The organism is Streptomyces sp. DG1A-41, assembly GCF_037055355.1.
In the GTDB taxonomy this organism is placed as follows: Bacteria; Actinomycetota; Actinomycetes; order Streptomycetales; family Streptomycetaceae; genus Streptomyces.
On sequence record NZ_CP146350.1, the window covers coordinates 6,384,423 to 6,409,213 of the forward strand.

12 protein-coding genes and 1 pseudogene are annotated in these 24,791 nt (G+C 71.5%); 3 read left to right on the forward strand and 10 right to left on the reverse strand.

The features are described 5' to 3' along the window. Window positions 1–86: 86 nt before the first annotated feature. Both V8690_RS30005 and V8690_RS30010 read left to right on the forward strand, forming a co-directional pair. The gene (locus V8690_RS30005) at window positions 87–2,375 is read left to right on the forward strand and encodes an ATP-dependent DNA helicase (RefSeq protein ID WP_338785508.1); all 2,289 of its coding nucleotides are present in this window, start codon (window positions 87–89) and stop codon (window positions 2,373–2,375) included. 54 nt (window positions 2,376–2,429) lie between these two features. Next, a complete protein-coding gene (locus tag V8690_RS30010) occupies window positions 2,430–3,818 on the forward strand; it encodes a cytochrome (RefSeq protein ID WP_338783242.1) in 1,389 nt (462 codons plus the stop codon). 78 nt (window positions 3,819–3,896) lie between these two features. Here the strand turns inward: V8690_RS30010 and glgB are convergent, their stop codons facing one another. The 5 genes and pseudogenes from glgB to V8690_RS30035 all read right to left on the reverse strand — a co-directional run bounded on the left by glgB (window position 3,897) and on the right by V8690_RS30035 (window position 13,612). Next, window positions 3,897–6,704 carry a 1,4-alpha-glucan branching enzyme gene (glgB, locus tag V8690_RS30015; RefSeq protein ID WP_338783243.1) on the reverse strand — a complete coding sequence of 936 codons (2,808 nt, stop codon included), beginning with the start codon at window positions 6,702–6,704 and terminating at the stop codon, window positions 3,897–3,899. Between the two features lie 31 nt (window positions 6,705–6,735). Then, window positions 6,736–8,178 (reverse strand): maltokinase, encoded by a 1,443-nt coding sequence (locus V8690_RS30020; protein ID WP_338783244.1) that lies wholly within the window; start codon window positions 8,176–8,178, stop codon window positions 6,736–6,738. Between the two features lie 203 nt (window positions 8,179–8,381). Next, window positions 8,382–10,082, reverse strand: a complete 1,701-nt coding sequence (gene treS / locus V8690_RS30025; protein WP_338783245.1) for a maltose alpha-D-glucosyltransferase — start codon at window positions 10,080–10,082, stop codon at window positions 8,382–8,384. Further along, window positions 10,079–12,199 (reverse strand): alpha-1,4-glucan--maltose-1-phosphate maltosyltransferase, encoded by a 2,121-nt coding sequence (locus tag V8690_RS30030; RefSeq protein WP_338783246.1) that lies wholly within the window; start codon window positions 12,197–12,199, stop codon window positions 10,079–10,081. The genes treS and V8690_RS30030 overlap by 4 nt, the downstream gene beginning before the upstream one ends. A 214-nt stretch (window positions 12,200–12,413) precedes the next feature. Then, a pseudogene (locus V8690_RS30035) lies at window positions 12,414–13,612 on the reverse strand (S8 family peptidase). Window positions 13,613–13,901: 289 nt separating this feature from the next. Here V8690_RS30035 and V8690_RS30040 point away from each other — a divergent pair. After that, window positions 13,902–16,520, forward strand: coding sequence for a glycosyltransferase family 1 protein (locus V8690_RS30040; protein ID WP_338783247.1), 2,619 nt, complete (start codon window positions 13,902–13,904; stop codon window positions 16,518–16,520). Window positions 16,521–16,587: 67 nt separating this feature from the next. Here the strand turns inward: V8690_RS30040 and V8690_RS30045 are convergent, their stop codons facing one another. From V8690_RS30045 to V8690_RS30065, 5 genes are all read right to left on the reverse strand, one after another. Continuing rightward, window positions 16,588–17,109 carry a DUF1990 domain-containing protein gene (locus V8690_RS30045; protein WP_338783248.1) on the reverse strand — a complete coding sequence of 174 codons (522 nt, stop codon included), beginning with the start codon at window positions 17,107–17,109 and terminating at the stop codon, window positions 16,588–16,590. 68 nt (window positions 17,110–17,177) lie between these two features. After that, entirely contained in the window at window positions 17,178–18,830 is a 1,653-nt protein-coding gene (locus V8690_RS30050; protein ID WP_338783249.1) for a M4 family metallopeptidase, read from the reverse strand. Window positions 18,831–19,041: 211 nt separating this feature from the next. Continuing rightward, complete coding sequence (locus V8690_RS30055; protein ID WP_338783250.1) at window positions 19,042–21,093, reverse strand: M4 family metallopeptidase; 2,052 nt, start codon at window positions 21,091–21,093, stop codon at window positions 19,042–19,044. Between the two features lie 171 nt (window positions 21,094–21,264). After that, complete coding sequence (locus V8690_RS30060; protein WP_338783251.1) at window positions 21,265–23,037, reverse strand: ABC transporter ATP-binding protein; 1,773 nt, start codon at window positions 23,035–23,037, stop codon at window positions 21,265–21,267. Beyond that, window positions 23,034–24,785 carry an ABC transporter ATP-binding protein gene (locus tag V8690_RS30065; RefSeq protein ID WP_338783252.1) on the reverse strand — a complete coding sequence of 584 codons (1,752 nt, stop codon included), beginning with the start codon at window positions 24,783–24,785 and terminating at the stop codon, window positions 23,034–23,036. The genes V8690_RS30060 and V8690_RS30065 overlap by 4 nt, the downstream gene beginning before the upstream one ends. Window positions 24,786–24,791 lie beyond the last annotated feature (6 nt).

Consider the following 24,791-nt stretch of genomic DNA (forward strand, 5'->3'; position numbering starts at 1 on the left):
GCGCTCGGGGGATTTCCTTGCGTATATTTGTCTATTCGTGACTTCAAGTCGATTGAAGTCACAGTCAAGTTCAGCGAGCACAGTATATCCGGGCGGGAGCGGAATTGTCAAACACCGAATTTCCGGACGATGAATTGCGACAGGAGCAGGAATTCATCGACGGGTTGTACGCGCGCGTGGACGCGCTGCGCGGCGACACCGAGACCTCCGTCACGGACGCGCTCGCGCAGGGCAACACCCCCATGCAGGCCAGACTGGAGCGGGACATCCTCGTGGCCGAGCGATCCGGGCTGCTCGCCGCGCTGAACGCGGTGGACGGTTCCCTGTGCTTCGGCCGGATCGACCTCACCTCGGGCGTGACCCATCACATCGGCCGCATCGGCCTGCGCAGGGATGACGCCGAGCGCACACCGGTCCTGATCGACTGGCGTGCCGACGTCGCCCGCCCCTTCTACCTGGCCACCGGCCACACCCCGATGGGGCTCAGGCGCCGGCGGCACATCGCCACCGACGGCCGCCGGGTCACCCACCTGCACGACGAGATCCTCGACCTCGGCGACCAGACCCGTACCGGTCACGAGGACCCGTCGGGCGACGCCGTGCTGCTCGCCGCGCTCAACTCCGCGCGCACCGGCCGGATGAGCGACATCGTGCAGACCATCCAGGCCGACCAGGACCGCATCATCCGCGCCCCGCACCGCGGCGTGCTCGTGGTGGAGGGCGGCCCGGGCACCGGCAAGACGGCCGTCGCCCTGCACCGCGCCGCGTATCTGCTGTACGAGCACCGGGAACTGCTCGCCAAGCGGGCGGTGCTGATCGTCGGTCCCAACCCGGCGTTCCTCGGCTACATCGGCGAGGTGCTGCCCTCCCTCGGTGAGACCGGGGTGCTCCTCGCGACCGTCGGCGAGCTGTTCCCCGGGGTGAAGGCGACCGCCACCGACACGCCCGAGGCCGCCGCCGTGAAGGGCCGCGCCGAGATGGCCGACGTCCTCGCCGAGGTCGTGCGCAGCCGGCAGGCGCTGCCCGATCCGGTGATCGCCATCGAGCACGAACGCGAAGTCCTCATGCTGGACGACGGTCTGGTGAACGTCGCCCGCGAGCGCACCCGCGCCGCCAAGCTGCCGCACAACGCGGCCCGCGAGCACTTCGAGGGGCACATCCTCAACACCCTCACCGAGCTGTACGCCGAGCGGATCGGCACCGACCCCTTCGACGGGTCCAGCCTGCTCGACCCCAGCGACATCACCCAGATCCGCGACGACCTCGCCGAGAACCCCGAGGTCTGGGCGGCCATCGACCGGCTGTGGCCGCTGCTGACCCCGCAGCGGCTCGTCGCCGACTTCCTCGCCGCGCCCGAGGAGTTCCTGCCCGCCGAGGACGCCGAGGCCGTACGCCGCCCGGTCACCCGGCGCTGGACCGTCGCCGACGTGCCGCTGCTCGACGAGGCCGCCGAACTCCTCGGCGAGGACGACCGGCTGGCCCGGGAGCGCGCGCAGCGCGAGCGGGAGCGGCAGATCGCCTACGCACAGGGCGTGCTGGACGTGTCGTACGCGTCCCGGACCTACGAGTTCGAGGACAAGGAGGAGGACGACCCCGAGTCCTCCGAGGTGCTCTCCGCGCACGACATCATCGACGCCGAGCGGTTCGCCGAACGGCACGAGGAGGACGACCACCGCAGTGCCGCGGAGCGCGCCGCCGCCGACCGCACCTGGGCGTTCGGGCACATCATCGTGGACGAGGCGCAGGAGCTGTCGCCGATGGCGTGGCGGCTGCTGATGCGGCGCAGCCCCACCCGCTCGATGACCCTCGTCGGCGACCCCGCGCAGACGGCGGAGGCGGCAGGTGTCGGCTCCTGGTCGGGCATCCTCTCCCCGTACGTCGAGGACCGCTGGGAGCACACCCGGCTGGGCGTCAACTACCGCACCCCCGCCGAGATCATGGACGTCGCCGCGGCCGTGGTCCGCGCCGAGCACCCGGAGTTCGAGCCGCCGAGCTCGGTCCGCTCCACGGGCGTACGCCCCTGGGTGCGGGCCACCGACGACCTCCCCGGCGCGGTGGCCAAGGCGCTCGAGGAACTCACCCCGGCCGAGGGGCGGCTCGCGGTGATCGCCCCGCGCGACCTCCACCGCGGCCTCGCGGCCCGCCTGGACGGCGTGACGGCGGGCGCCGAACCCGACCTCACCCAGACGGTCGTCCTCCTCGACCCGCGCCAGGCCAAGGGCCTGGAGTTCGACTCCGTCCTCGTGGTCGAGCCCGGCCGCTACGGCACCAGTGACCTGTACGTCGCCCTGACCCGCGCCACCCAGCGGCTCGGCGTGCTGCACACCGGGGAGCTGCCGAAGGCACTGGCCGAGCACTTCGTGGAGGAGAGGTAACAGTTCGTGTCGTAGTCACTGCCTGTGCACGGCCGGTGCGGTAAGCGTTGCCGTATGGAAGCCCAGCCCGCCGCGGCCGTGCCGGCCGACAGCCCGCTCCTCGGATCCCTGCCCGTCGAGCCGCTGCTCACCTCGGAGTTCGACGCCGACCCCGGCGCGGTGTACCGGCGGCTGCGCCGGCTGCACGGGCCCGTGGCACCGGTCGGGCTGATGGGCGTGCCCGTGTGGCTGGTGCTCGGCTACCGCGAGGTCCTCGACGTCCTGCGCAACGAGTGCCAGTGGCGGCGCGACATCCGCTACTGGCGGGCCCGCGCCCAGGGCGAACTGCCGTCCGGCTGGCCCCTGCTGGCCGGCTACCAGGTGCGGCAGACGATGTTCATGGACGACGAGGAGCACCGGGCCGCCCGCCAGACCCTGCACGCGGCGCTGCGTCCCTTCCAGGAGGCGCACGGCCCGCAGGGCTGGGAGCTGCGGGCGGCCGTCTCCCGCTACGCGGACGACCTCGTCGCGCTGCTGGCCGCCGAGTCCGGCACGGCCGGCTTCGCGGACCTGGGCGCCCAGTACACCCGGCCGCTGCTGCTCATGGTCACCACCAGGCTCTTCGGCTGCCCGGTGGGGCTGGGCGACGAACTGGTCATGGACCTGTGGCGGATGCTCGACGGCGGCCTGGGCGCCGAGCCCGCCACCGCCCGCGCCCTGGCGGCCTTCACCCGGCTCGCCGCCCACCGCCGGGCCCGCCCCGGCGACGACCTCACCTCGTACATGCTGCTGGCCGACCCGCACCTGTCCGACGAACAGCTCGGCCGGGAGCTGTTCATGAACGCGGTCTACCTCAACGACATCACCGGCAACATGGTCCTCAACACGCTGCTGGAGGTCATCCGGGGCAACGCCACCGTCCGCCGCGGACTGTCGGCGGGGCGGCCGGGCGAGACGGTCGACCGGGCCGCCCTCGCCAACCCGCCGGTCGCCAACATGTGCTTCCGCTTCGCCGCGCGGGACGTCCCGCTGGGCAACTACTGGATCCGGGCCGGGGACGCCGTCTCACCGTCCGCCGCTGCCGCCCACCAGGACCTCCTGGCGATCGGCACCTCCCACCTCGTCGACTCGGCCCTCAGGACCCGCTCACACCTGGGCTGGGGCGCCGGTCAGCACCAGTGCCCCGCCGCCGCGCGCGAACTCGCCGGTGTGCTCGTGACCCACGCGGTGGGCCGGATCCTCGACCACGTCGCCACCCTGGAACTCACCCTGCCGCCCGACCAGTTGCCGTGGCGGACGGGTCCGGTGGTCCGGGGCCTGCGGCTGCTGCCGGTGCGCTACGAACTGAGCCGGTCCGCCCGCTCCGCACGGCCGCACCGGGGCGGTACCGGCCACGGCCCGGACCGCCAGGCCACGGGGCTGCTGACCGGGCTCAGGAGGCTGATGTCCAGGACCCAGGGGTAGCGCCCACCCTCCGATCCGCGCGGACCGACCGGCTGTGACGGAAGCCGCCGCTCCCGTCACAGCGGTGTCCCAGGCCGCCTACGCCGGGCGCAGCCACACCGTCGACAGCGGTGGCAGGGTCAGCCGGATGCTCGCCGGGCGGCCGTGCCAGGGCTGGGCCTCCGGCTTGACCGGGTCGGGGTTGGTGACGTCGCTGCCGCCGTAGACGGCGGCGTCGGTGTTGACGGCCTCGTGCCAGGCGGGGACGTCCTCGGGGACGCCCAGGCGGTAGTCCTGGCGCACGACCGGCGCGAAGTTGGACACCGACAGCAGCGGGTTGCCCTCCGGGTCCAGCCTCAAGAACGCCAGGACGTTGTCGTCGGCGGCGTCCCCGACGATCCACTCGAAGCCCGCCGGGTCCGTGTCCAGGCGCCACAGCGCCGGGGTGGCGCGGTAGACGGTGTTGAGGTCGCGGACCAGATCGCGCACGCCCCGGTGGTCGGCCTCGGCGTCGTAGCCAGGGTCGAGCAGCCACCAGTCGGGGCCGTGCGCCTCCGACCACTCCGCTCCCTGCGCGAACTCCTGGCCCATGAACAGCAGCTGCTTGCCCGGGTGGGCCCACATGAAGCCCAGGTACGCCCGGTGGTTGGCGCGTTGCTGCCACCAGTCGCCCGGCATCTTCGACACCAGGGAGCGCTTGCCGTGCACGACCTCGTCGTGGGAGATCGGCAGGACGTAGTTCTCGCTGTACGCGTACACCATCGAGAACGTCATCTCGTGGTGGTGGTACTTGCGGTACACCGGCTCGTGGCTCATGTACTGGAGCGAGTCGTGCATCCAGCCCATGTTCCACTTCAGCCCGAACCCGAGCCCGCCGAAGCCGCTCGGTCCCTTGTGGTGCGTGGCCCGGGTGACGCCGTCCCAGGCGGTCGACTCCTCGGCGATCGTGACCACACCGGGCACCCTTCGGTAGAGCGTCGCGTTCATCTCCTGGAGGAACGCCACAGCGTCCTGGTTTTCCCGGCCGCCGTACTCGTTGGGCGTCCACTGGCCCGGCTCGCGTGAGTAGTCGAGGTAGAGCATCGACGCCACCGCGTCCACGCGCAGCCCGTCGATGTGGAACTCGTCGCACCAGTACAGGGCGTTCGCGACGAGGAAGTTGCGCACCTCGTTGCGCCCGTAGTCGAACTCCAGCGTGCCCCAGTCGGGGTGCGCGGCCCGCAGCGGATCCGCGTGCTCGTACAGGGGACGGCCGTCGAACTCGGCCAGCGCCCAGTCGTCACGCGGGAAGTGGGCGGGCACCCAGTCCATCAGCACGCCGATGCCCGCTTGGTGCAGCGAGTCGATCAGGTACCGGAAGTCGTCGGGCGTGCCCAGCCGGGCCGTCGGCGCGTAGAACCCGGTGACCTGGTAGCCCCAGGAGCCGCCGAACGGATGCTCCGCGACCGGCATCAGCTCGACGTGGGTGAAGCCCAGGTTCTTCACGTACCCCGGGAGCTGCTCCGCCAGTTGACGGTACGTCAGCCCTGGCCGCCAGGACGGCAGATGCACCTCGTACACCGAGAACGGCGCCTCGTGTGCCGGGGCCTCCGCACGCCGGTCCAGCCACTCGGCGTCGCCCCACTCGTACCGTGAGGACGTGATGACCGACGAGGTCGCGGGCGGCACCTCCGTGCGGCGGGCCAGCGGGTCGGCGCGCATCGTCTTCGAACCGTCGGGACGGGTGATCTCGAACTTGTACAGCTCGCCCTCGCCGATGTCCGGCAGGAACAGCTCCCACACGCCCGACGAGCCCAGCGAGCGCATGACGTGGCCGGTGCCGTCCCAGAAGTTGAAGGTGCCGGCCACGCGCACGCCGAGTGCGTTCGGCGCCCACACCGAGAACCGGGTGCCGGTCACGCCCTGGTGGGTCATCGGGTGCGCGCCCAGCGCCGACCACAGCTCCTCGTGCCGGCCCTCGCCGATCAGGTGCAGGTCGAGGTCGCCCAGCGTGGGCAGGAAACGGTAGGCGTCCTCGGTGTCCAGGACCGTCCCCTCGTACTCCACGAGCAGCCGGTACTCCGGGACCTCCCGCAGCGGCAGCAGCCCGGAGAAGAACCCCTCCCCGTCGTCCTCCAGCTCCGCCCGCCGCTCCCCGGCCACGACGGTCACCGACAGGGCGTACGGCCGGAACGCCCGGAACGCGATCCCGCCGGGCACGGGGTGTGCGCCGAGCACGGAGTGCGGGTCGTGATGCGTACCGTTGAGCAGCCGGCTCCGGTCCGCCGCTCCGACGGCGGGAGAGACGGCGAGTTCCATCTCCGGCGGGACGGTCTGGGCGGGGGCGGCTTGCCCCGCGGTCGCCTGCTCAACAATGGCCTTTTCGGCAGTCGCCTTCTTCGCGGGTGCCTTCTTGGCGGGTGCCTTCTTGGCGGGAGGCTTGGCGGCGGTGGTTTTGGTGGGTGCCGCCTTCGCCGTCGGGGCCTTCTTGGCGACCGCCTTCTTGGCTGTCGCCTTCTTGGCCGTCGCCTTCTTTGCGGCCGTCTTCTCGGCGGCGGCCTTCGTCGCGCTCGCCTTCTCAGGAGCCCCCTTCTCAGGAGCCGTCTTCTTCGCGACGGTCTTCTTCGCGACGGCCTTCTTCGCGACGGCCTTCTTCGCGACGGCCTTCTTCGCGACGGCCTTCTTCGCGGTCGTCTTCGCCGGGGCCGCCTTCTTCGCCGAGGCCTTCGTCGCGGGCGACTGCGCGGCGGGCGTCTTCTTGGCGGCGGCCTTCTTCGCGGGGGCCGTGGCCTTCTTGGCGGCTGCCTGTTTCGGCACCGCCGTCTTCTTCGCGGCACTCTTCTTCTGGGCGGCCGTGGGCTGCTCGGGGATCTTCTCCCCGGCCGTCCCCTTGGGACGGGAACCGCTGGACTCAGGGCGGGGGGTCACGGGCGGAGCCTCCAGGGCGCAGGTGGGTCAGTCAGGTCAGGTGGCCGGACGAGGCGAGCCGCTCTATGGCGGCCAGGGGCACCGGCAGCCAGTCGGGGCGGTGCCGGGCCTCGTACACCACCTCGTAGATCGCCTTGTCCGTCTCGTAGGCACGCAGCAGCACCGGGTCGGTGCGCGGATCGAGGCCGGAGGCCTCCGCGTACCCGGAGCAGTACGCGGACCGGCAGGTCTCGGCCCAGTCCGGCTGGGCCGGATCGGCCGAGCGGGCCGCGTAGTCGAAGGATCGCAGCATGCCGGCGACGTCCCGCACCGCCGGCTGCGGCATGCGCCGCTCGGCCAGCGGCCGGGCCGGCTCGCCCTCGAAGTCGATCAGCCACCACTCGCCTGCCGGCGAGCGCAGGCACTGCCCGAGGTGCAGATCGCCGTGCACGCGCTGCGCGGTCCAGGTGCGGCCCTCGGCGGCAAGGTCGCCCAGCGCCGTGAACGCCGACCGCAGCCCGCCTGCGTACGGCCGCAGCGCGGGCACCGCCTGGACGGCCGCCTCCAGCCGCTCGATCATGCCGTCCACCATGAGCTGGAGCTGCGTGTGACCGAGCGTGACCGTCGGCAGCGCCCGGGCCAGGGCGGTGTGCACCTCGGCGGTGGCCCGCCCCAGCGCCCGCGCCTCGGCGCCGAAGTCCTCGCCCTTGGCCAGCTCGCGCAGCGCCAGCTCCCAGCCGTCGGAGGCGCCCTGCACGAACGGCTGGAGCACCCCCAGCACATACGGCTGGCCGGCCAGGTCGGCCGGGGCCGCCGAGATCACCGGGTCCGCCGTGGGGTCGACGTCCGCGACCATCCAGGCCGTCGGCGCGGGCACCCGGGGGCAGCCCTCGCGGGCCAGCGCCAGCGGCAGCTCCAGGTCCGGATTGGCCCCGGGCACGATCCGGCGCAACAGCTTCAGGATGAACGTATCTCCGTAGACGATCGAGGAGTTGGACTGCTCCGCGGTCACCACGCGCGGTACCAGACCGGACCGGATCTCCTGGTCGAGGTCCCGCTCGAAGCGGAGCCCGCCGATCCTGGCCTGGGTGCGCAGCGCCTCCAGGAGCAGCTCGGCGGGCCTGGCGTCGTGTAGGGCGTCGTAGGCCGTGCGGCCGGCCAGCGGCCCCGTCGACAGGTGTCCGATCAGCGCGGGCGCCAGCCGAGGCGGCAGCGCCTCGCGCACGCCTATCAGCAGCTGGTAGCAGTCGCCGGGATGGCCGGGCGCGCCATGGGACGGCACGAGCGGCTGATGGGCGCGGACGAGCAGGTGATACAGGCCGAGCTTGCCCGTGGCGGGGAGCAGCTCGGTGGCCTCGACCAGCGTGAACCCGGTGACGGGACGCCCCTTGCCCGCGAACCAGCGCTGCCGCGGCAGCCACTCCCGCAGCAGCGGATCGAGGGAGGCAAGAAGGCCGGGCGGGGTGGTGACGGTGCGTGTGACGGCTTCCGACATGGCGTCGCGTCCTTTCACCCATGATTGGTGCGCCTCCGGGGCCTTCAGCAGGTGCCGGCGGCGCCCCTCCGGCTCACGCGGGTGGGCTGCGGGGTGTTACTGATGCGTGCCCCGGGCGGGGCGGGAGAAACGCCCCGCCACGGGGGTTTGCGGCCCGCCCCGCGATTCAGGCCTCATCAGGGCGCCTCAGAGCGTCTCAGGCCTCACAGGGTGTCCCTGCGCAACCGGAACCAGTAGAACCCGTGACCTGCCAGTGTCAGCAGATACGGCAGCTCGCCGATCGCCGGGAAACGGACCCCGCCGAACAGCTCCACCGGGTGCCGTCCCTCGAAGGCGCTCAGATCCAGCTCCGTGGGCTGCGCGAAACGCGAGAAGTTGTTCACGCACAGCACCAGGTCGTCCTCGTACTCCCGCAGGAACGCCAGCACCGCCGGGTTCGTCGACGGCAGTTCGGTGTACGAGCCGAGCCCGAAGGCGGGATTCTGCTTGCGGATCTCGATCATGCGGCGGGTCCAGTGCAGCAGCGACGACGGCGAGGCCATGGACGCCTCGACGTTCGTGACCTGGTAGCCGTAGACCGGGTCCATGATCGTGGGCAGGAACAACCGTCCCGGATCGCACGAGGAGAACCCGGCGTTGCGGTCCGGCGTCCACTGCATCGGCGTGCGCACCGCGTCCCGGTCGCCGAGCCAGATGTTGTCGCCCATGCCGATCTCGTCGCCGTAGTACAGGATCGGCGAGCCCGGCAGCGACAGCAGCAGGGCCGTGAACAGCTCGATCTGGTTGCGGTCGTTGTCCAGCAGCGGGGCGAGACGGCGCCGGATGCCGATGTTGGCGCGCATCCGTGGGTCCTTGGCGTACTCGGCCCACATGTAGTCGCGCTCTTCGTCGGTGACCATCTCGAGGGTCAGCTCGTCGTGGTTGCGCAGGAAGATGCCCCACTGGCAGCCCGAGGGAATGGCCGGGGTCTTGGCCAGGATCTCGGAGACCGGGTAGCGGGATTCGCGCCGCACCGCCATGAAGATGCGCGGCATGACCGGGAAGTGGAAGGCCATGTGGCACTCGTCGCCGCCGCTCGGGTAGTCGCCGAAGTAGTCGACGACGTCCTCGGGCCACTGGTTGGCCTCCGCCAGCAGCACCGTGTCCGGGTACTGCGCGTCGATCTCCTTGCGCACCCGCTTCAGGAAGTCGTGCGTGGCCGGGAGGTTCTCGCAGTTGGTGCCCTCCTCCTGGTACAGGTACGGCACCGCGTCCAGCCGGAAGCCGTCGATGCCCAGGTCCAGCCAGAACTTCAGCGCGGAGATCATCTCCTCCTGCACGGCCGGGTTCTCGTAGTTGAGGTCCGGCTGGTGGGAGAAGAAGCGGTGCCAGTAGTACTGCTTGCGGACCGGGTCGTAGGTCCAGTTGGAGGCCTCGGTGTCGACGAAGATGATCCGCGCGTCCTGGAACTGCTTGTCGTCGTCCGCCCACACGTAGTAGTCGCCGTAGGGGCCGTCGGGGTCCTTGCGCGACTCCTGGAACCACGGGTGCTGGTCGCTGGTGTGGTTCATGACGAAGTCGATGATCACGCGCATGCCGCGCTGGTGGGCGGCGTCGACGAACTCCACGAAGTCGGCCAGGTCACCGAACTCCGGCAGGACGGCCGTGTAGTCGGAGACGTCGTAGCCGCCGTCCCGGAGGGGGGACTTGAAGAACGGCGGCAGCCACAGGCAGTCGACGCCCAGCCACTGGAGGTAGTCGAGCTTGGCGGTCAGTCCCTTCAGGTCACCGACCCCGTCGCCGTTGCTGTCCTGGAACGAGCGGACGAGCACCTCGTAGAAGACGGCTCGCTTGAACCATTCCGGGTCGCGGTCCCTGGCAGGAGTGTCCTCGAAGGTGTCCTGAACGGGTTCGTTGACGATCATGTTGTGGGTGACCCTCCGATCTGCGGGGTGGACGGTCGCAGAACCGAGAAGACATGCGCGGGCCTACGGCCCGGTTCGAGGCGCACGTAGTTGGCCCTGCCCCAGTGATAGGTCTCGCCGGTGAGCTCGTCGCGCACCGGCACCGACTCGTGCCAGTCCAGGCCGAGTTGCGGCATGTCCAACGAGACCGTGGCCTCCTGGGTGTGGTGGGGGTCGAGGTTGGCGACCACCAGAACCGTGTTCGAACCCTTCCGCTTCGAGTAGGCGATCACCGCCTCCTGGTCCGCGTGGTGGAAGTGGAGATCGCGCAGCTGCTGGAGGGCCGGGTTCTCCCGGCGGATGGTGTTGAGCCTGGTGATCAGTGGGGTGATGGTGCGTCCCTCGCGTTCGGCGGCTTCCCAGTCGCGGTGCCTGAGCTGGTACTTCTCCGAGTCGAGGTACTCCTCGCTGCCCTGTCTGAGCGGGGTGTTCTCGCACAGCTCGTAGCCGGAGTAGATGCCCCAGGTGGGGGAGAGGGTCGCGGCGAGGACGGCCCGGACCTCGAAGGCGGGGCGGCCGCCGTGCTGGAGGTAGGCGTGCAGGATGTCGGGGGTGTTGGCGAAGAAGTTCGGCCGCATGTAGGAGGCGGCCTCACCGGAGAGTTCGGTGAGGTATTCGGTCAGCTCCTGCTTGGTGTTGCGCCAGGTGAAGTACGTGTAGGACTGCTGGAAGCCGATCTGGGCGAGGGTGTGCATCATCGCCGGGCGGGTGAACGCCTCGGCCAGGAAGATCACATCGGGGTCGGTGCGGTTGATGTCCGCGATGACCCGCTCCCAGAAGACGACCGGCTTGGTGTGGGGGTTGTCCACCCGGAAGATCCGCACGCCGCAGTCCATCCAGTGCCGCAGCACCCGGCAGGTCTCGGCGATCAGGCCGTCCATGTCGGCGTCGAAGGCGATGGGGTAGATGTCCTGGTACTTCTTGGGCGGGTTCTCCGCGTAGGCGATGGTGCCGTCGGGGCGGTGGTGGAACCACTCGGGGTGTTTGTGCACCCAGGGGTGGTCCGGGGAGCACTGCAAGGCGAAGTCCAGGGCGATCTCCAGCCCCAGGTCGCGGGCCTGTCCGACGAACCAGGTGAAGTCCTCCAGGGTGCCCAGGGCGGGGTGGACGGCGTCGTGGCCGCCCTCGGGGGAGCCGATCGCCCAGGGCACGCCGACGTCGTCGGGCCCGGGGGAGAGGGTGTTGTTCCTGCCTTTGCGGAAGGTGGTGCCGATGGGGTGGATGGGGGGCAGGTAGACCACGTCGAAGCCCATCGCCGCGATCGCCGGCAGTCTGCGGGCGGCGGTGCGGAAGGTGCCGTGGGGCTGTCGGCGGGTGCCCTCGGAGCGGGGGAAGAACTCGTACCAGGAGCCGTACAGGGCCCGCTCCCGCTCGACCAGGAGCGGCAGCGGCTCGGAGGTGGTGACCAGCTCCCGCAGCGGATGGCGGGCCAGGACCTCGTCCACCTCCGGCGTCAGCGCCGCCGCCAGCCGCGCCGCCGCCGGGCGGTTGTCGTCCCGCAGGGATGCGACGGCCGCGAGGATCACGGCCCGTCGGCCCCCCTCCTCGGGCACACCGGCGGCCGCCCTCTCGTACAGGCGCGCGCCCTCCTCCAGGACGACGTCCGTGTCCATGCCCGCCGGGATCTTGATCTGCGCGTGATGGCGCCAGGTGCTGACCGGGTCGCCCCACGCCTCCACGGTGAACGTCCACAGGCCGGGCTCCACGGCGGTGACCTCGGCGCCCCACCGGTCCGTCCCGGGGGCCAGTTCGCGCATCGGCGTCCACGGCCCGGGGCGGCCCTCGGGATCCTTCAGTACGACGTTGGCGGCGACCGCGTCGTGCCCCTCCCGGAACACGGTCGCCGAGATCTCGAAGGTCTCGCCGGTCACGGCCTTGGCCGGCCGGCGTCCGCGCTGGACGACCGGGCGGACAGCGAGAACGGGTATGCGCCCGACGGCGGTCGCCTCGCCCCCGGGGGGTGGTTGCGGGACCGGCGGACCTGCGTCGGCCGGGCGCGCGGGGTGTGACTCACCGACGGGCGCGCGCGCCCCGGTGCGGCGGGTGGGGGATGGTGATGAGTGGTGCTTGGCGGGCATGACCGCTCCTGTCCGCGTCAACGTGGGTGGGCGGATGACTGTGGGGAGGTGGGTCCTGCATGGTGCTCCTGAGAGGGGTACCCGGAGGAGCCTTCCCACCCTATTCGGGTGGGCAATCCGGCACTTTGTTAACTACTCACGCGTATGTCGACACACAAGACCGGCCTCGTCCGCGACGGACGAGGCCGGCCCTTCCCGTGGCTGCTCCTTCGCCCTAGGTGTGCGGCACCCGCAGTAACTTGTCCGGCGAGCCGGGACCCCGGCCGGAGATCTTCCCGGTCGCCGCTCCCGCGGTCAGGGCCCTGCTGACCTGGGCCGGAGCCGCCCTCGGGTGGTCGGCCAGATACAGCGCGGCCGCGCCCGCGGCGTGAGGTGCCGCCATCGAGGTGCCCGAGGCCGCGGCCCGTGCCGCGTCGCTCGCGGCGGACGTGGAGACGATGTGCACGCCCGGGGCGAAGAGATCGAGGGCCGGACCGTGGTTGGAGAAGGCCGGTTTCGCATCCCTGAAGTCGGTCGCGCCGACCGTGATCGCCTGCTTGACGCTCGCCGGCGAGTACAGGCCGGCCTGCCGTCGTTGCCCGCGGCGACCGTGTACGTGACGCCGGAGGCGATGGAGGCGCGGACGGCGGCGTCCAGCCGGTCGTTGCGCGGGCCGCCCAGACTGAGGTTGGCGACCGCGGGCTTCTTCGCGTGCCGGGTCACCCAGTCGATCCCGGCGATCACCCGGGCCGTGGTGCCACCGCCCGCGGCGTCGAGGACGCGTACGGAGACGACGCGGGCCTTCTTGGCGACGCCGTGGGCCTTCCCGGCGACCGTGCCGGCGACGTGCGTGCCGTGGCCGTTGGCGTCCGAGGCGACCTTGTCGTTCCCCACGAAGTCCCAGCCGTGGCCCGCCCGGCCGCCGAAGTCCCCGTGTGTGGTCCGGACGCCGGTGTCGATCACGTACACCGTCACCCCGGCGCCCGCCGACTCGGGCCAGGTGTAGCTCCGGTCCAGCGGCAGACTCGGCTGGTCGACGCGGTCCAGCCCCCAGGCGGGCGGCTCGCGCTGGGTGTGGTCCAGCCGCACGCGGGTGTCCTGGACGACCGAGGCGACCCCGGGGTCGGCGGCGAGTTGCCCGGCCCGTCTCGCGTCGGTCCTGATCGCGTAGCCGTTCAGGACGGTGCCGTAGATGTGGCTGATCTTCACCCCGTACTTCTCGGCCAAGGCCTTTCCGGCCGCCGACGGAGCCCGTGTGCCCTCCTTCAGTGTGACCAGGTAACTTCCGTGCACGGAGCCGGGTTGTCCGGCGCCGAGTATCCGCCCCTGCGGTACGGCGTGCGCGGGCAGGGTGATGGCCGAAAACGCCGCGGCGCAGATCGCCGCCGTCAGGCCCCCCGCCCAGCGCAGACGCCGTGTGCGCGTCCGTGCCATGGTCCGAGTTCCCCTCCTCGACTCGGCGTACGGCTGCCGCGCGGCACCGCGTGCGGCGGGCGCGGGCCGGTACGCCAGGGGCAGCCTCTCGTGGTGTGCGAAGCGCCACAAGGACGCCTATGGGGGCGAAATCGGCCATATCCGTGGACGGAGCGGTTCCGGACGATCGGGGATTGAGTGGCGGAGCTTCACCGGCGGCGGCACCGACGCCGGTACTGTCGTAGGTGACGCCGATGAAGCCCTGTGTCAGAACCCTGCGTCATCCTGCGAACGCGCCGAGGTGGAACCCGTGAAGGCGATCCGTCGATTCACCGTCCGACCCGTTCTCCCCGAACCCCTCCGGCCGCTCAGCGATCTGGCCCGCAATCTGCGCTGGTCGTGGCATGCGGAGACCCGTGACCTGTTCCAGTCCGTCGACCCGGAGCGCTGGGCCGCCTCGGGCGGCGACCCGGTCCGGCTGCTGGGCAGCGTGCCGCCCGCGCGGCTCGCGGACCTGGCCGGAGACCGCCGCTTCCTGCGCCGCCTCGCCGCGGTCGCGGGCGATCTGAACGACTACATGACCGGCGACCGCTGGTACCAGGCCCAGCCCGACGAACTCCCCGCCGCCGTCGCCTACTTCTCACCCGAGTTCGGCATCACGGCCGCCCTGCCCCAGTACTCCGGCGGCCTCGGCATCCTGGCCGGCGACCACCTGAAGGCGGCCAGCGACCTCGGCGTCCCGCTGATCGGCGTCGGCCTGCTCTACCGGCACGGCTACTTCCGCCAGACCCTGTCCCGGGACGGCTGGCAGCAGGAGCACTACCCCGTCCTCGACCCCAACGAGCTGCCCGTCGTCCTCCTGGAGGAGCCCGACGGCACCCCCGCCCAGGTCGCCCTCGCCCTGCCCGGCGGCAAGCAGTTGCACGCCCGGATCTGGCTGGCGCAGGTCGGCCGGGTCCCGCTGCTGATGCTGGACTCGGACGTCGAGGAGAACGACCTCGGCGAGCGCGGCGTGACCGACCGCCTCTACGGCGGCGGCAGCGAGCACCGGCTGCTCCAGGAGATGCTGCTCGGCATAGGAGGGGTCCGGGCGGTGCGCACGTACTGCCGGCTGACCGGTCACCCCGAGCCGGAGGTGTTCCACACGAACGAGGGACACGCCGGGTTCCTCGGCCTGGAGCGGATCGCCGAGCTCTGCGCCCAGGGCCTGGACTTCGACTCGGCGCTGGAGGCGGTCCGCGCCGGGACCGTCTTCACCACCCACACCCCCGTCCCGGCCGGCATCGACCGCTTCGACCGCGAGCTGGTCGCCCGCCACTTCGGCCCCGACGCCGAGCTGCCCCGCATCGACGTCGAGCGCGTCCTCAGGCTCGGCATGGAGACCTACCCCGGCGGCGAGCCCAACCTGTTCAACATGGCCGTGATGGGCCTGCGCCTCGCCCAGCGCGCCAATGGCGTCTCCCTGCTGCACGGCAACGTCAGCCGCGAGATGTTTTCCGGCCTGTGGCCCGGCTTCGACGCCGACGAGGTGCCGATCACCTCCGTGACGAACGGTGTGCACGCGCCCACCTGGGTCGCCCCGGAGGTGTTCCGGCTCGGCGCCCGGCAGATCGGCGTCCACCGCGCCGAGGACGCGCTGACCGTCGGCGGCTCGGACCGCTGGGACGCGGTGGCGGACATCCCCGACCAGGAGATCTGGGAGCTGCGGCGGGGCTTGCGCGAGCAGCTCGTGACGGAGGTGCGGGAGCGGCTGCGGGCCTCCTGGCGGCAGCGCGGGGCCGGCACGGCCGAGCTGGGCTGGATCGACGGCGTGCTCGACCCGGACGTCCTCACCATCGGCTTCGCGCGGCGCGTCCCGTCGTACAAGCGCCTGACGCTGATGCTGCGCGACCGCGACCGGCTGATGGATCTGCTGCTGCATCCCGAGCGGCCGGTCCAGATCGTCGTGGCGGGCAAGGCGCATCCCGCGGACGACGGCGGGAAGCGGCTGGTGCAGGAGCTGGTGCGGTTCGCGGACGATCCGCGGGTACGGCACCGGATCGTGTTCCTGCCGGACTACGGCATGGGGATGGCGCAGAAGCTGTACCCGGGGTGCGACATCTGGCTGAACAACCCCCTGCGCCCGCTGGAGGCCTGCGGCACGTCCGGGATGAAGGCGGCGCTCAACGGTTGTCTGAATCTCTCCGTGCTGGACGGCTGGTGGGACGAGTGGTTCCAGCCCGACTTCGGCTGGGCCATCCCCACCGCCGACGGTGTCGGGACCGACCCGGACCACCGCGACGACATAGAGGCCGCGGCGCTGTACGACCTGCTGGAGCAGCGGGTGACGCCCCGCTTCTACGAGCGCGGGCAGAGCGGGCTGCCCGACCGATGGATCGAGATGGTCCGCCAGACGCTGAGCCTGCTCGGGCCGAAGGTGCTGGCCGGGCGGATGGTCCGCGAGTACGTCGAGCGGCTCTACACGCCGGCTGCGCTCGCCCACCGGTCCATGGATCCGGACGCGGCGCGGGAGCTCGCCGAGTGGAAGGGCCGGGTGCGGGCGGCCTGGCCGGGCGTCACTGTCGACCATGTGGAGACGTCTGCGGTTGCGGCGCTGGCGGAGTTGGGGACGACGCTGGGGCTTCGCGTGCGGGTGGGGCTCGGGCACCTCGGGCCTGATGACGTGGAGGTACAGGCCGTTTCGGGGCGGGTGGACGAGGAGGACCGTATCGCTGACGCGGCGGTCGTTCCGTTGAAGCCGGTGGGATCCCCCGACCAGGACGGGCGCTGGGTCTATGAGGGGCCCTTGTCCCTGGATCGCACCGGGCCGTTCGGGTATACGGTGCGGATTCTGCCCGCACATCGGCTTTTGGCCTCCAGTGCGGAGTTGGGGCTTGTGGCCGGGCCGTCCGAGGAGGTGGTGGAGGGTGCGGGGTTGTTGATGCGTTGAGTGTTGTCCGCGGGTGCGTGGGGGCTGGTCGCGCCGGAGCCGCACATCGATACAGCCCCGCGCCCCTTCAGGCTTCCGCACCACCCTGCGTTGCAAGGTTCCGCAGGACATGGCCGCACCTGCGTGCGTACGCGTGCTGGAACCCCCTGGTCGCCGGCCCGCCCGCCTTCGCGTACCACTTGGCTGCGCGGCTGAAGGCGTTCACCGTCAGCCACACCGTGCCGTCGCCCGTGCGGTCGACCACGAAGGACTCCTCGCCGCATTCGGGATGGCCGGTCAGGGTGCCGTAGGCCCAGCCGGCGCGGCGGGGTTCCTCGACCGTCCACACCACACGGCAGGGGGCCTTGATCATCCCGGCGAGGGTGACGGTGACGTCGACGCCGGGGGCGGCCCGGTCCGCGCCGGCGTCGATGCCGACGCCCAGGGCCCGGTGCATCTCCCAGGTGAGCACCGCCTCCGAGGCCCGGCGGAAGACCTCCTCACCCTCGCCGAGGCGGGTGCGCACGTTCATGGGGTGGAAGCCCGGAGGGCAGAAGCCCTCGTCGCGGGTGGCGCCGACGTCGGCGTAGGTGAAGTCTTCCGAGGACATGGTCACCAAGAGTAGGGCGGTACCCGGGTGTGCCTTCGCTCCGGGTACCGCCCTCGGCCGTGCTTCGGTCAGCCGACGTTGACGGCGGACCAGGCGGCCGCGACCGCCTTGTACTCGGTGCTGCTCGCGCCGTACAGCGCCGAGGCCGCGTTCAGAGTCGCCGTGCGGGCGCCCGCGTACTTGGTCGTCGACGTCATGTACGTCGTCAGCGCCTTGTACCAGATCTGGAGCGCCTTGGTACGGCCGATGCCGGTGACCGTGGAGCCGTTGGAGGTGGGCGAGTTGTAGGTCACGCCGTTGATGGTCTTCGTGCCGCTGCCCTCGGACAGCAGGTAGAAGAAGTGGTTGGCGGGGCCCGAGGAGTAGTGGACGTCCATGCTGCCGAGGCCGGCGGACCAGGCGTCGGCGGAGTCGCCGTCCTTGCTGGGCTTGTCCATGTAGCGCAGCGGGGTGCCGTCGCCGTTGATGTCGATCTTCTCGCCGATGAGGTAGTCACCGACGTCGGAGGGGTTGTTGGCGTAGAACTCCGCGCCCGCGGCGAAGATGTCGCTGGTCGCTTCGTTCAGGCCGCCGGACTCGCCGCTGTAGTTGAGGCGTGCCGTGGCCGACGTCAGGCCGTGGCTCATCTCGTGGGCCGCCACGTCGAGCGAGGTCAGCGGGTTGGCGTTGCCTGCGCCGTCGCCGTAGGTCATGCAGAAGCAGCTGTCCGACCAGAAGGCGTTGTTGAAGTTGTTGCCGTAGTGGACGCGCGAGTAGGCGGCCTTGCCGTCGTTGCGGATGCCGTTGCGGCCGAAGGTGCTCTTGTAGAAGTCCCAGGTGACCTGGGCGCCGTAGTGGGCGTCGGCGGCGGCGGTCTCCAGGTCGGCCGGGTTGCCGTTGCCCCAGACGTCGTCGGAGCCGGAGAAGAGGGTGCCGGTGCCGGAGGTGCCGCGGTTGAGGTTGTACGTCCTGTTGCCGCCGCGCGTACCGTCCGACAGGGTGTACGACGACCCGGACTTCGTGGTGCCGATGGTGACCTTGCCGCTGTACGTGGTGTTGCCCGTGCCGGTCTCGATGCCCTGGTACTCGTAGAGCTTCTTGCCGGTGGCGGCGTCGGTGATGACATGCAGCTCGTTCGGGGTGCCGTCCTCCTGGAGGCCGCCGACGACCGTCTCGTAGGCGAGGGTGGGCTTGCCGTCGGCCGCCCAGATCACCTTGCGGGGCGTGGAGTTCGCCTCGGTCTTCTCCGAGCCGGCCGCCTTGGCGAGCGTCACGGCCTGCTTCTCGGCCTTGGCGGCGGGGACCGCCGGCTTGAGCGAGGCGACCTTGAGGGCGGCCTTCGTCGCTCTGGTGACGCCCTTGGTCTCGCCGGACGACGACTCGTGCACGACGAGGTCGCCGCCGAGGACCGGCAGGCCCGCGTAGGTGCGCTCGTAGCGGGTGTGGACCGTGCCGTCGGCGTCCTTCACGACGTCCTTGACGACCAGCTTCTCCTGTTCGCCGAGGCCTATCTCGTCGGCGGTCGCGGTGGCGTCCGCCTGCTGCTCCTTGATGAGGGCGGTGCGGGCGGGCGCGGTCAGCAGGACGGGGGCGGCGGCGAGGGCCGGCTTGCCGGCGGGAGAGGAGTCGGCGGCGACGCTGCTGCCGGAGGTCAGGCCGGTGGTGAGCAGGGCGCCGGCCGCGACGGCGGTGGCGATGGCCAGCGTGGTGCGTTTGTGACGCGCATAGACAGGAGTGGTCACACGAGCTCCTAGATGTGGGGGAAGTGCTGCGGTGCTGTGCGGCGGGTGGGGGAAGAGTGGCACCTGGGGCGCGTACATGTCAGGAGCAACGCGTGATGTTGACCGGAAAACGACGCCGGGGTGTCGCATCGGATGTCATGAAGCGGGCGCCGTCCCGGGGGAGTCGAACCCACCGGGGCGGCGCCCTGTCCTGCGCGGACCGCGAAGGGGCCTACGGGAAGGTGAGCTTCCAGCTGTTGATGTATCCGGTGTCGCGGGCCGCGTTGTCCTGGACCCGCAGCTGCCAGACGCCGTCGGCGGCCTCGGAGGAGGCGTTCACCGTGTACGTGGTGCTGATGTTGTCCGCGCTGCCGCCGGTGCCGTAGGCCTTCAGCGTGTACGCCGTGCCGTCGGGCGCGACCAACTGCACCTGGAGGTCACCGATGTAGGTGTGGACGATGTCCACGGCGACCTGGAGGTCGGACGGCGCGTTGCCCGTCCGGCCGGAGACGGTGACCGGCGACGTGACCGCCGCGCCCCGGTCCGGAATCGCCACGTCGGCGGTGTTCTCGAAAGACGTACCGCCGCCGCCTCCGCCGCCGGAGCGGGTGCCGACGTTCACGCCCGCCCACGCGTCCTGGACCGCCTTGTACTCGGCGCTGTCGGTGCCGTAGAGCTCACCGGTCGCCGCGAGGGTGCCGGTACGGGCGCCCGCGTAGTTGGTGGTCGAGGTGAACTTGGTGGTCAGCGCGCGGAACCAGATCTTCTCCGCCTTGTCCCGGCCGATGCCGGTGACCGGAAGGCCGTCCGAGGTGGGCGAGTCGTAGGTGACGCCGTTGATGGTCTTGGTGCCGCTGCCCTCGCTCAGCAGGTAGAAGAAGTGGTTCGCCGGGCCCGAGGAGTAGTGCACGTCGATCGAGCCGATGCCCGAGTACCAGGCGTCCTTGGACGAGCCGTCCTTGCTGGGCTTGTCCATGTGGCGCAGCGGCGTGCCGTCGCCGTTGATGTCGATCTCCTCGCCGATGAGGTAGTCACCGACGTCGGAGGTGTTCTTGGCGAAGAACTCGACGGTCGCGCCGAAGATGTCGGAGGTCGCCTCGTTCAGACCGCCGGACTCGCCGCTGTAGTTGAGGCCCGCGGTGTTCGAGGTGAGCCCGTGGGTCATCTCGTGCGCGGCCACGTCGATCGACGTCAGCGGGTTGGCGTTGCCCGCGCCGTCGCCGTAGGTCATGCAGAAGCAGCTGTCCGACCAGAAGGCGTTGACGTAGTTGTTGCCGTAGTGGACCCGGGAGTACGCGGCCACGCCGTCGCCGCGGATGCCGCTGCGGCCGTGCACGTTCTTGTAGTAGTCCCACGTCAGCGCGGCGCCGTAGTGGGCGTCGGCGGCGGCCGACTCCGGGTTGGAGGGGCTGCCGTCGCCCCAGACGTCGTCGGAGCCGGAGAAGAGGGTGCCGGTGCCGGAGGTGCCGCGGTTCAGGTTGTACGTCTTGTGGTTGCCCCGGGCGCCGTCGGTGAGGTTGTAGGCCGCCCCGGACCGGGTGGTGGTGAGGTCGACCGTGCCGGAGTACACGGTGTGGCCGGTGCCGGTCTCGATGGCCTCCCACGCGTACAGCTTCTCGCCGGTGGTGGCGTCGGTGACGACGTGCAGTTCCCGCGGGGTGCCGTCGTGCTGGAAGCCGCCGACGACCGTCTCGTAGGCCACGACCGGCTTGCCGTTCGCGGCCCAGATCACCTTCCGGGGCTCCCGGTTGACGGCCGGGCTCCTGGCGTCCTCGGCCTTCCCCGCGGCCAGGGCCTGCTGCCGGGCCTTCGCGGCGGACACCGCGGCCTTCGTCGTGGCCGGCTTGATGTCGGCGCGGGTGGCCTTCGCGACGGACGCGGTGGTGTCCGTCTTCGTGCTCTGCACGACCAGGTCGCCGCCGAGGACGGGCAGGCCGTCGTAGGTGCGCTCGTAGCGCGTGTGCACGGTGCCGTCGCGGTCCTTCAGGACGTCGCGGACGACCAGCTTCTCCTTGGCCCCGAGGCCCAGGTCCTTCGCCGTCCCGGCCTTGCCGGCGTCGGCCTCGCGGATCAGCGCGGCGCGCTGGGCGGGGGTGAGGCGGACCGACTCGGAGCCGGGGTGCGCCGTGCTCGCGGCCGACGGTGCCATCGCAGGGGCCGCGGTGGCGGTGCCGCCCTGCACGGCGGCGGCGATCAGCGCGGCGACGCCGGCGAGGGCCACGGCCGCGGTACGGCGGGGAGTGCGTCTGTGAGAGGTGCTTCTTCGCGAGGAACTGCTTCTCAACACTGGCTCCTTCTGCGGGACCGGGGGTTGCCCGGCCTGGGGAGGTGGAGGTGTTGCCGTGGGGTTGCCGTGGAGCAGTCGCGGGAAGCGTGGCAGGGGAGTGCGCTTTCTGTCAGGGGCGCGTCAAGAGTATGGCTGGAAAACAGTTCGCCGACCGGAAGTGCGTGTTCGCTATGCGGACGGCTTCCGGGCGTCGTGCAGGTCCCCGTGCCAGGAGTGCCACAGCGCCGCGTAGGCCCCGCCGGCCGCCACCAGCTCCTCGTGCGTGCCGAGTTCGGTCAGCCGGCCGTCCTCCATCACGGCCACCCGGTCGGCGTCGTGCGCGGTGTGCAGCCGGTGCGCGACGGCGATGACGGTGCGCCCTGCGAGCACGGCGGCCAGGGCGCGCTCGGTGTGCCGGGCGGTCGTCGGGTCGAGCAGCGCGGTCGCCTCGTCGAGGATCAGCGTGTGCGGGTCCGCCAGCACCACGCGGGCCAGGGCGAGTTGCTGGGCCTGCGAGCCGTCGGTACCGTGACCGCCCTGGCCCAGCGGCGTGTCCAGGCCCTCCGGCAGCTCCCGCACCCACGCGTCGGCGCCGACCACCGACAGCGCCTTCCACAACGCCTCGTCCCCGGCAGACGGTTCGGCGATCCGCAGATTGTCACGGACCGTGCCGAGGAACACGTGGTGCTCCTGGGTGACCAGCACGACCTGGCGGCGCAGCCGCTCCGGTCCGAGCCCGACGACGGGCACGCCGCCGACCGTCACCGAGCCGGCGGTCGGCGCGTCGATGCCCGCCATCAGCCGGCTCAGCGTGGTCTTGCCGGCGCCCGACGGCCCGACCATGGCCAGCCGCTCCCCGGGCGTCACCGTCAGGTCGACGCCGCGCAGCACCTCGACTCCGCCGTCGTAGGCGTAGCGCACGCCGGTGACGTCGATACGGTCGCCGTCCGGATCGGGGCCCTCCCCCTCCCCGGCGGCCCGCGGGGCCCGGGCCAGCCCCTCCACCCGGGCGAAGGAGGCGCCGCTGCTCTGGAGTTGCTCGACCCGCACCAGGATCTCGTCCAGCGGTCCGCTCAGCTGGTGCAGATACAGGGCCGCCGCCACGACCGCCCCGAGGCTCATCGAGCCCGAGGTGTGCAGCGCCCCGCCGATCACCAGCACCCCGGCCACCGGGACGACGTACGACACCTCCACCGCCGGGAAGAACACCGTGCGCAGGAACAGCGTGTAGAAGCGCGTACGGCGGGACGTCTCCAGTGCCTCCCGGCTCGCGGCGGTGCGCTGCCTCTGGAGCCGGAACGCCTCCACCGTCCGCGCTCCGGCCGCGGTCGCCGCGAGGATCTCCGCGACGTCCGAGGTGGCCGCGCCCTCGGCGAGATACCCGTCCCGGGCCCGCCGCAGATACCAGCGCAACGCCAGCCAGATCGGTGTCAGACCGAGCACGCCGAGAGCACCGAGCAGCGGGTCCAGCAGGAACACCGCGCCGACCAGGAACAGGCACTGCACGAGGTTGATGAGGAGGATCGGGCCGGCGTCCCGCAGGGTGTTGCCCACGGTCGTGACGTCAGAAGTGCCGCGGGCCGTCAGGTCACCGGTGCCGGCGCGCTCCACGACCGAGGCGGGCAGGGCGAGGGCGCGGTCGACGAACCGCTCCCGTACGCGCGTGAGGGTGCGTTCGCCGAAGCGGTGGCCCACGTAGCGGGCCCAGCGGGCGAGGAGCAGCTGGGTGAGGGCGCAGAGCAGGAGGACCAGGGCCAGCCGGTCGACGGCGGCGACTCCCTGTCCGGCCCGGACGTCGTCGATCATCCGGCCCAGCAGCCAGGGCCCTGCCAGACCGGCCAGGGCGGCGAGGGCGTTGAGGCCGAGGACGGTGGTGAAGGCCCGGGTGTCGGCCCGCACGAGGTCCAGCAACGCCCGTCGGACGTCCGCCCGTTCGGCCACGGGGAGGTGTCCGCGGCTCATCGGGCGGCCTCCTCGGTGTCCCTGGCCACGAGGGCGCGGTAGCCGGGGGTCGTGTCGAGCAGTTCGTGGTGGCTGCCCGAGGCCGCGACCTTGCCGTCGACGAGGTAGTGGACGGTGTCCGTGCGGTCCAGGACGAGGGGGGAGGTGGTGGTCACGACCGTGGTGCGGCCGTGCCGGGCCTTGCTGAGGCGGTCGGCGACGGTGGCTTCGGTGTGGGCGTCGAGGGCGGAGGTGGGCTCGACGGCGAGGAGGATCTCCGGGTCGGCGAGGAGGGCCCTGACCAGGCGGATGCGTTGGCGTTGGCCGCCGGAGAGGTTGCGGGCCTGGGCGGCCATCCGGGTGTTCAGGCCGTCGGGGAGGGCTTGGACGATGTCTTCGGCTGCGGCGGTGTGGAGCGCCGTCTGAGTTGCCGTGTGGTGTGGTGTGGCGTCTGCGGGTGCGTGGTGGTTTGTCGCGCAGTTCCCCGCGCCCCTCAACGGTCCGATCATGTCCTGAAGAGTTCCTGCGAACAGGTCGGACTCGTGGGCGGCCACCAGGATGCGGTCCCGGATCTGGTCCAGGGCTATGTCCTCCAGTCGCGCTCCGCCCCAGGTCGCGTCCGAAGGGGTGTAGCGGCCGAGGCGGTCCACCACCGCCACGGCGTCGGCCGGGTGTTCCGCGACCAGGGCCGTCAGGCAGCCCGGCCGGATGCGCACGCCGGACCCGGGGTCGTACAGAACCGACGGTTCGGACGGGGCGTCACGTGTGCCGGTGTCGGGCATCGGCTCCAGCCGCAGGAAGCGTACGACGCGTCGCGCGCACACCAGGCCGCGGCTGATCTGGTAGCCGCATTCGACCCAGAAGGCCACCGGCCTCACCAGCATCGCCACATAGCCGTACACCGACACCAACTGCCCCACGGTGATGTCCCCGCGCGCGGCCAGCCGGGCCGCCGGCCACGTCACCCCGGCCAGGAACAGCGTCGGCAGCCCGATCCCGAGTGCCTGCACCCAGCTGGTCACCACGCCGACCCGGTACCCCTGCTCGCGCAGCCGCCGCGAGTCACGGCGGAAGGCGTCCGCGACCAGTGTCTTGCCGCCCAGCCCGGAGAGCACGCGCAGACCGCCCGCCAGGTCGCCGATGCGGGCGGTCAGGACACCCTGGCGTTCCCGGTACTCCGTCTCGGATCCCTGTAACCGCCCGAGCAGCGGCCCGACGAGCAGGACGATGACCGGGATGCCGAGCAGGACGACCACGGCGATGAGCGGGGAGACCGAGACCAGCAGGACGGCGACCACCAGGTAGGCCACGACCGCGCCGACGCCGGGGCCGACCACCGTCAGCGACTGGCTGATCGTCTGGACGTCGCCGACGCCGATGGTGACGACCTCGCCGGCGCCCGTCTGCCGCGACAGGGAGGACCCGAGCCGCACCGCTTGGCGGACGACGACCTTCACCGTGCGGAAGTTGGCGTCCATCCGGACGCGGGTCATCGTGCGGTGGCGCATGATGCTCAGCCAGGCGTTGAAGGCGCCCACCGCGAACAGCGCGCCGCTCCAGAGCGCCAGCGCGCCCATGTCGCCGGGCTCCAGCCCGTCGTCGATCGCCCGGGACATGAGATACGGCGTCGCCGCCAGCAGCACCATCCACACGCTGCCGAACATCGCCCCGGCGGCGCACCGGCCGGGCTGCCGGGTGACCAGCCACCACAGATAGCGGGCGCCGCTCCGGTGGTCCGGTGTGCCGGGATCCTCGTACGCGTCGATCATCCGCCC

Bases quoted from the DNA above. Each gene is read 5' to 3' on its own strand.
- V8690_RS30010 (WP_338783242.1), top strand. From the start codon at position 2,430: ATGGAAGCCCAGCCCGCCGCGGCCGTGCCGGCCGACAGCCCGCTCCTC.
- V8690_RS30020 (WP_338783244.1), bottom strand. From the start codon at position 8,178: ATGTCGGAAGCCGTCACACGCACCGTCACCACCCCGCCCGGCCTTCTT.
- treS (WP_338783245.1), bottom strand. From the start codon at position 10,082: ATGATCGTCAACGAACCCGTTCAGGACACCTTCGAGGACACTCCTGCC.
- V8690_RS30030 (WP_338783246.1), bottom strand. From the start codon at position 12,199: ATGCCCGCCAAGCACCACTCATCACCATCCCCCACCCGCCGCACCGGG.
- V8690_RS30045 (WP_338783248.1), bottom strand. From the start codon at position 17,109: ATGTCCTCGGAAGACTTCACCTACGCCGACGTCGGCGCCACCCGCGAC.
- V8690_RS30060 (WP_338783251.1), bottom strand. From the start codon at position 23,037: ATGAGCCGCGGACACCTCCCCGTGGCCGAACGGGCGGACGTCCGACGG.
- V8690_RS30065 (WP_338783252.1), bottom strand. From the start codon at position 24,785: ATGATCGACGCGTACGAGGATCCCGGCACACCGGACCACCGGAGCGGC.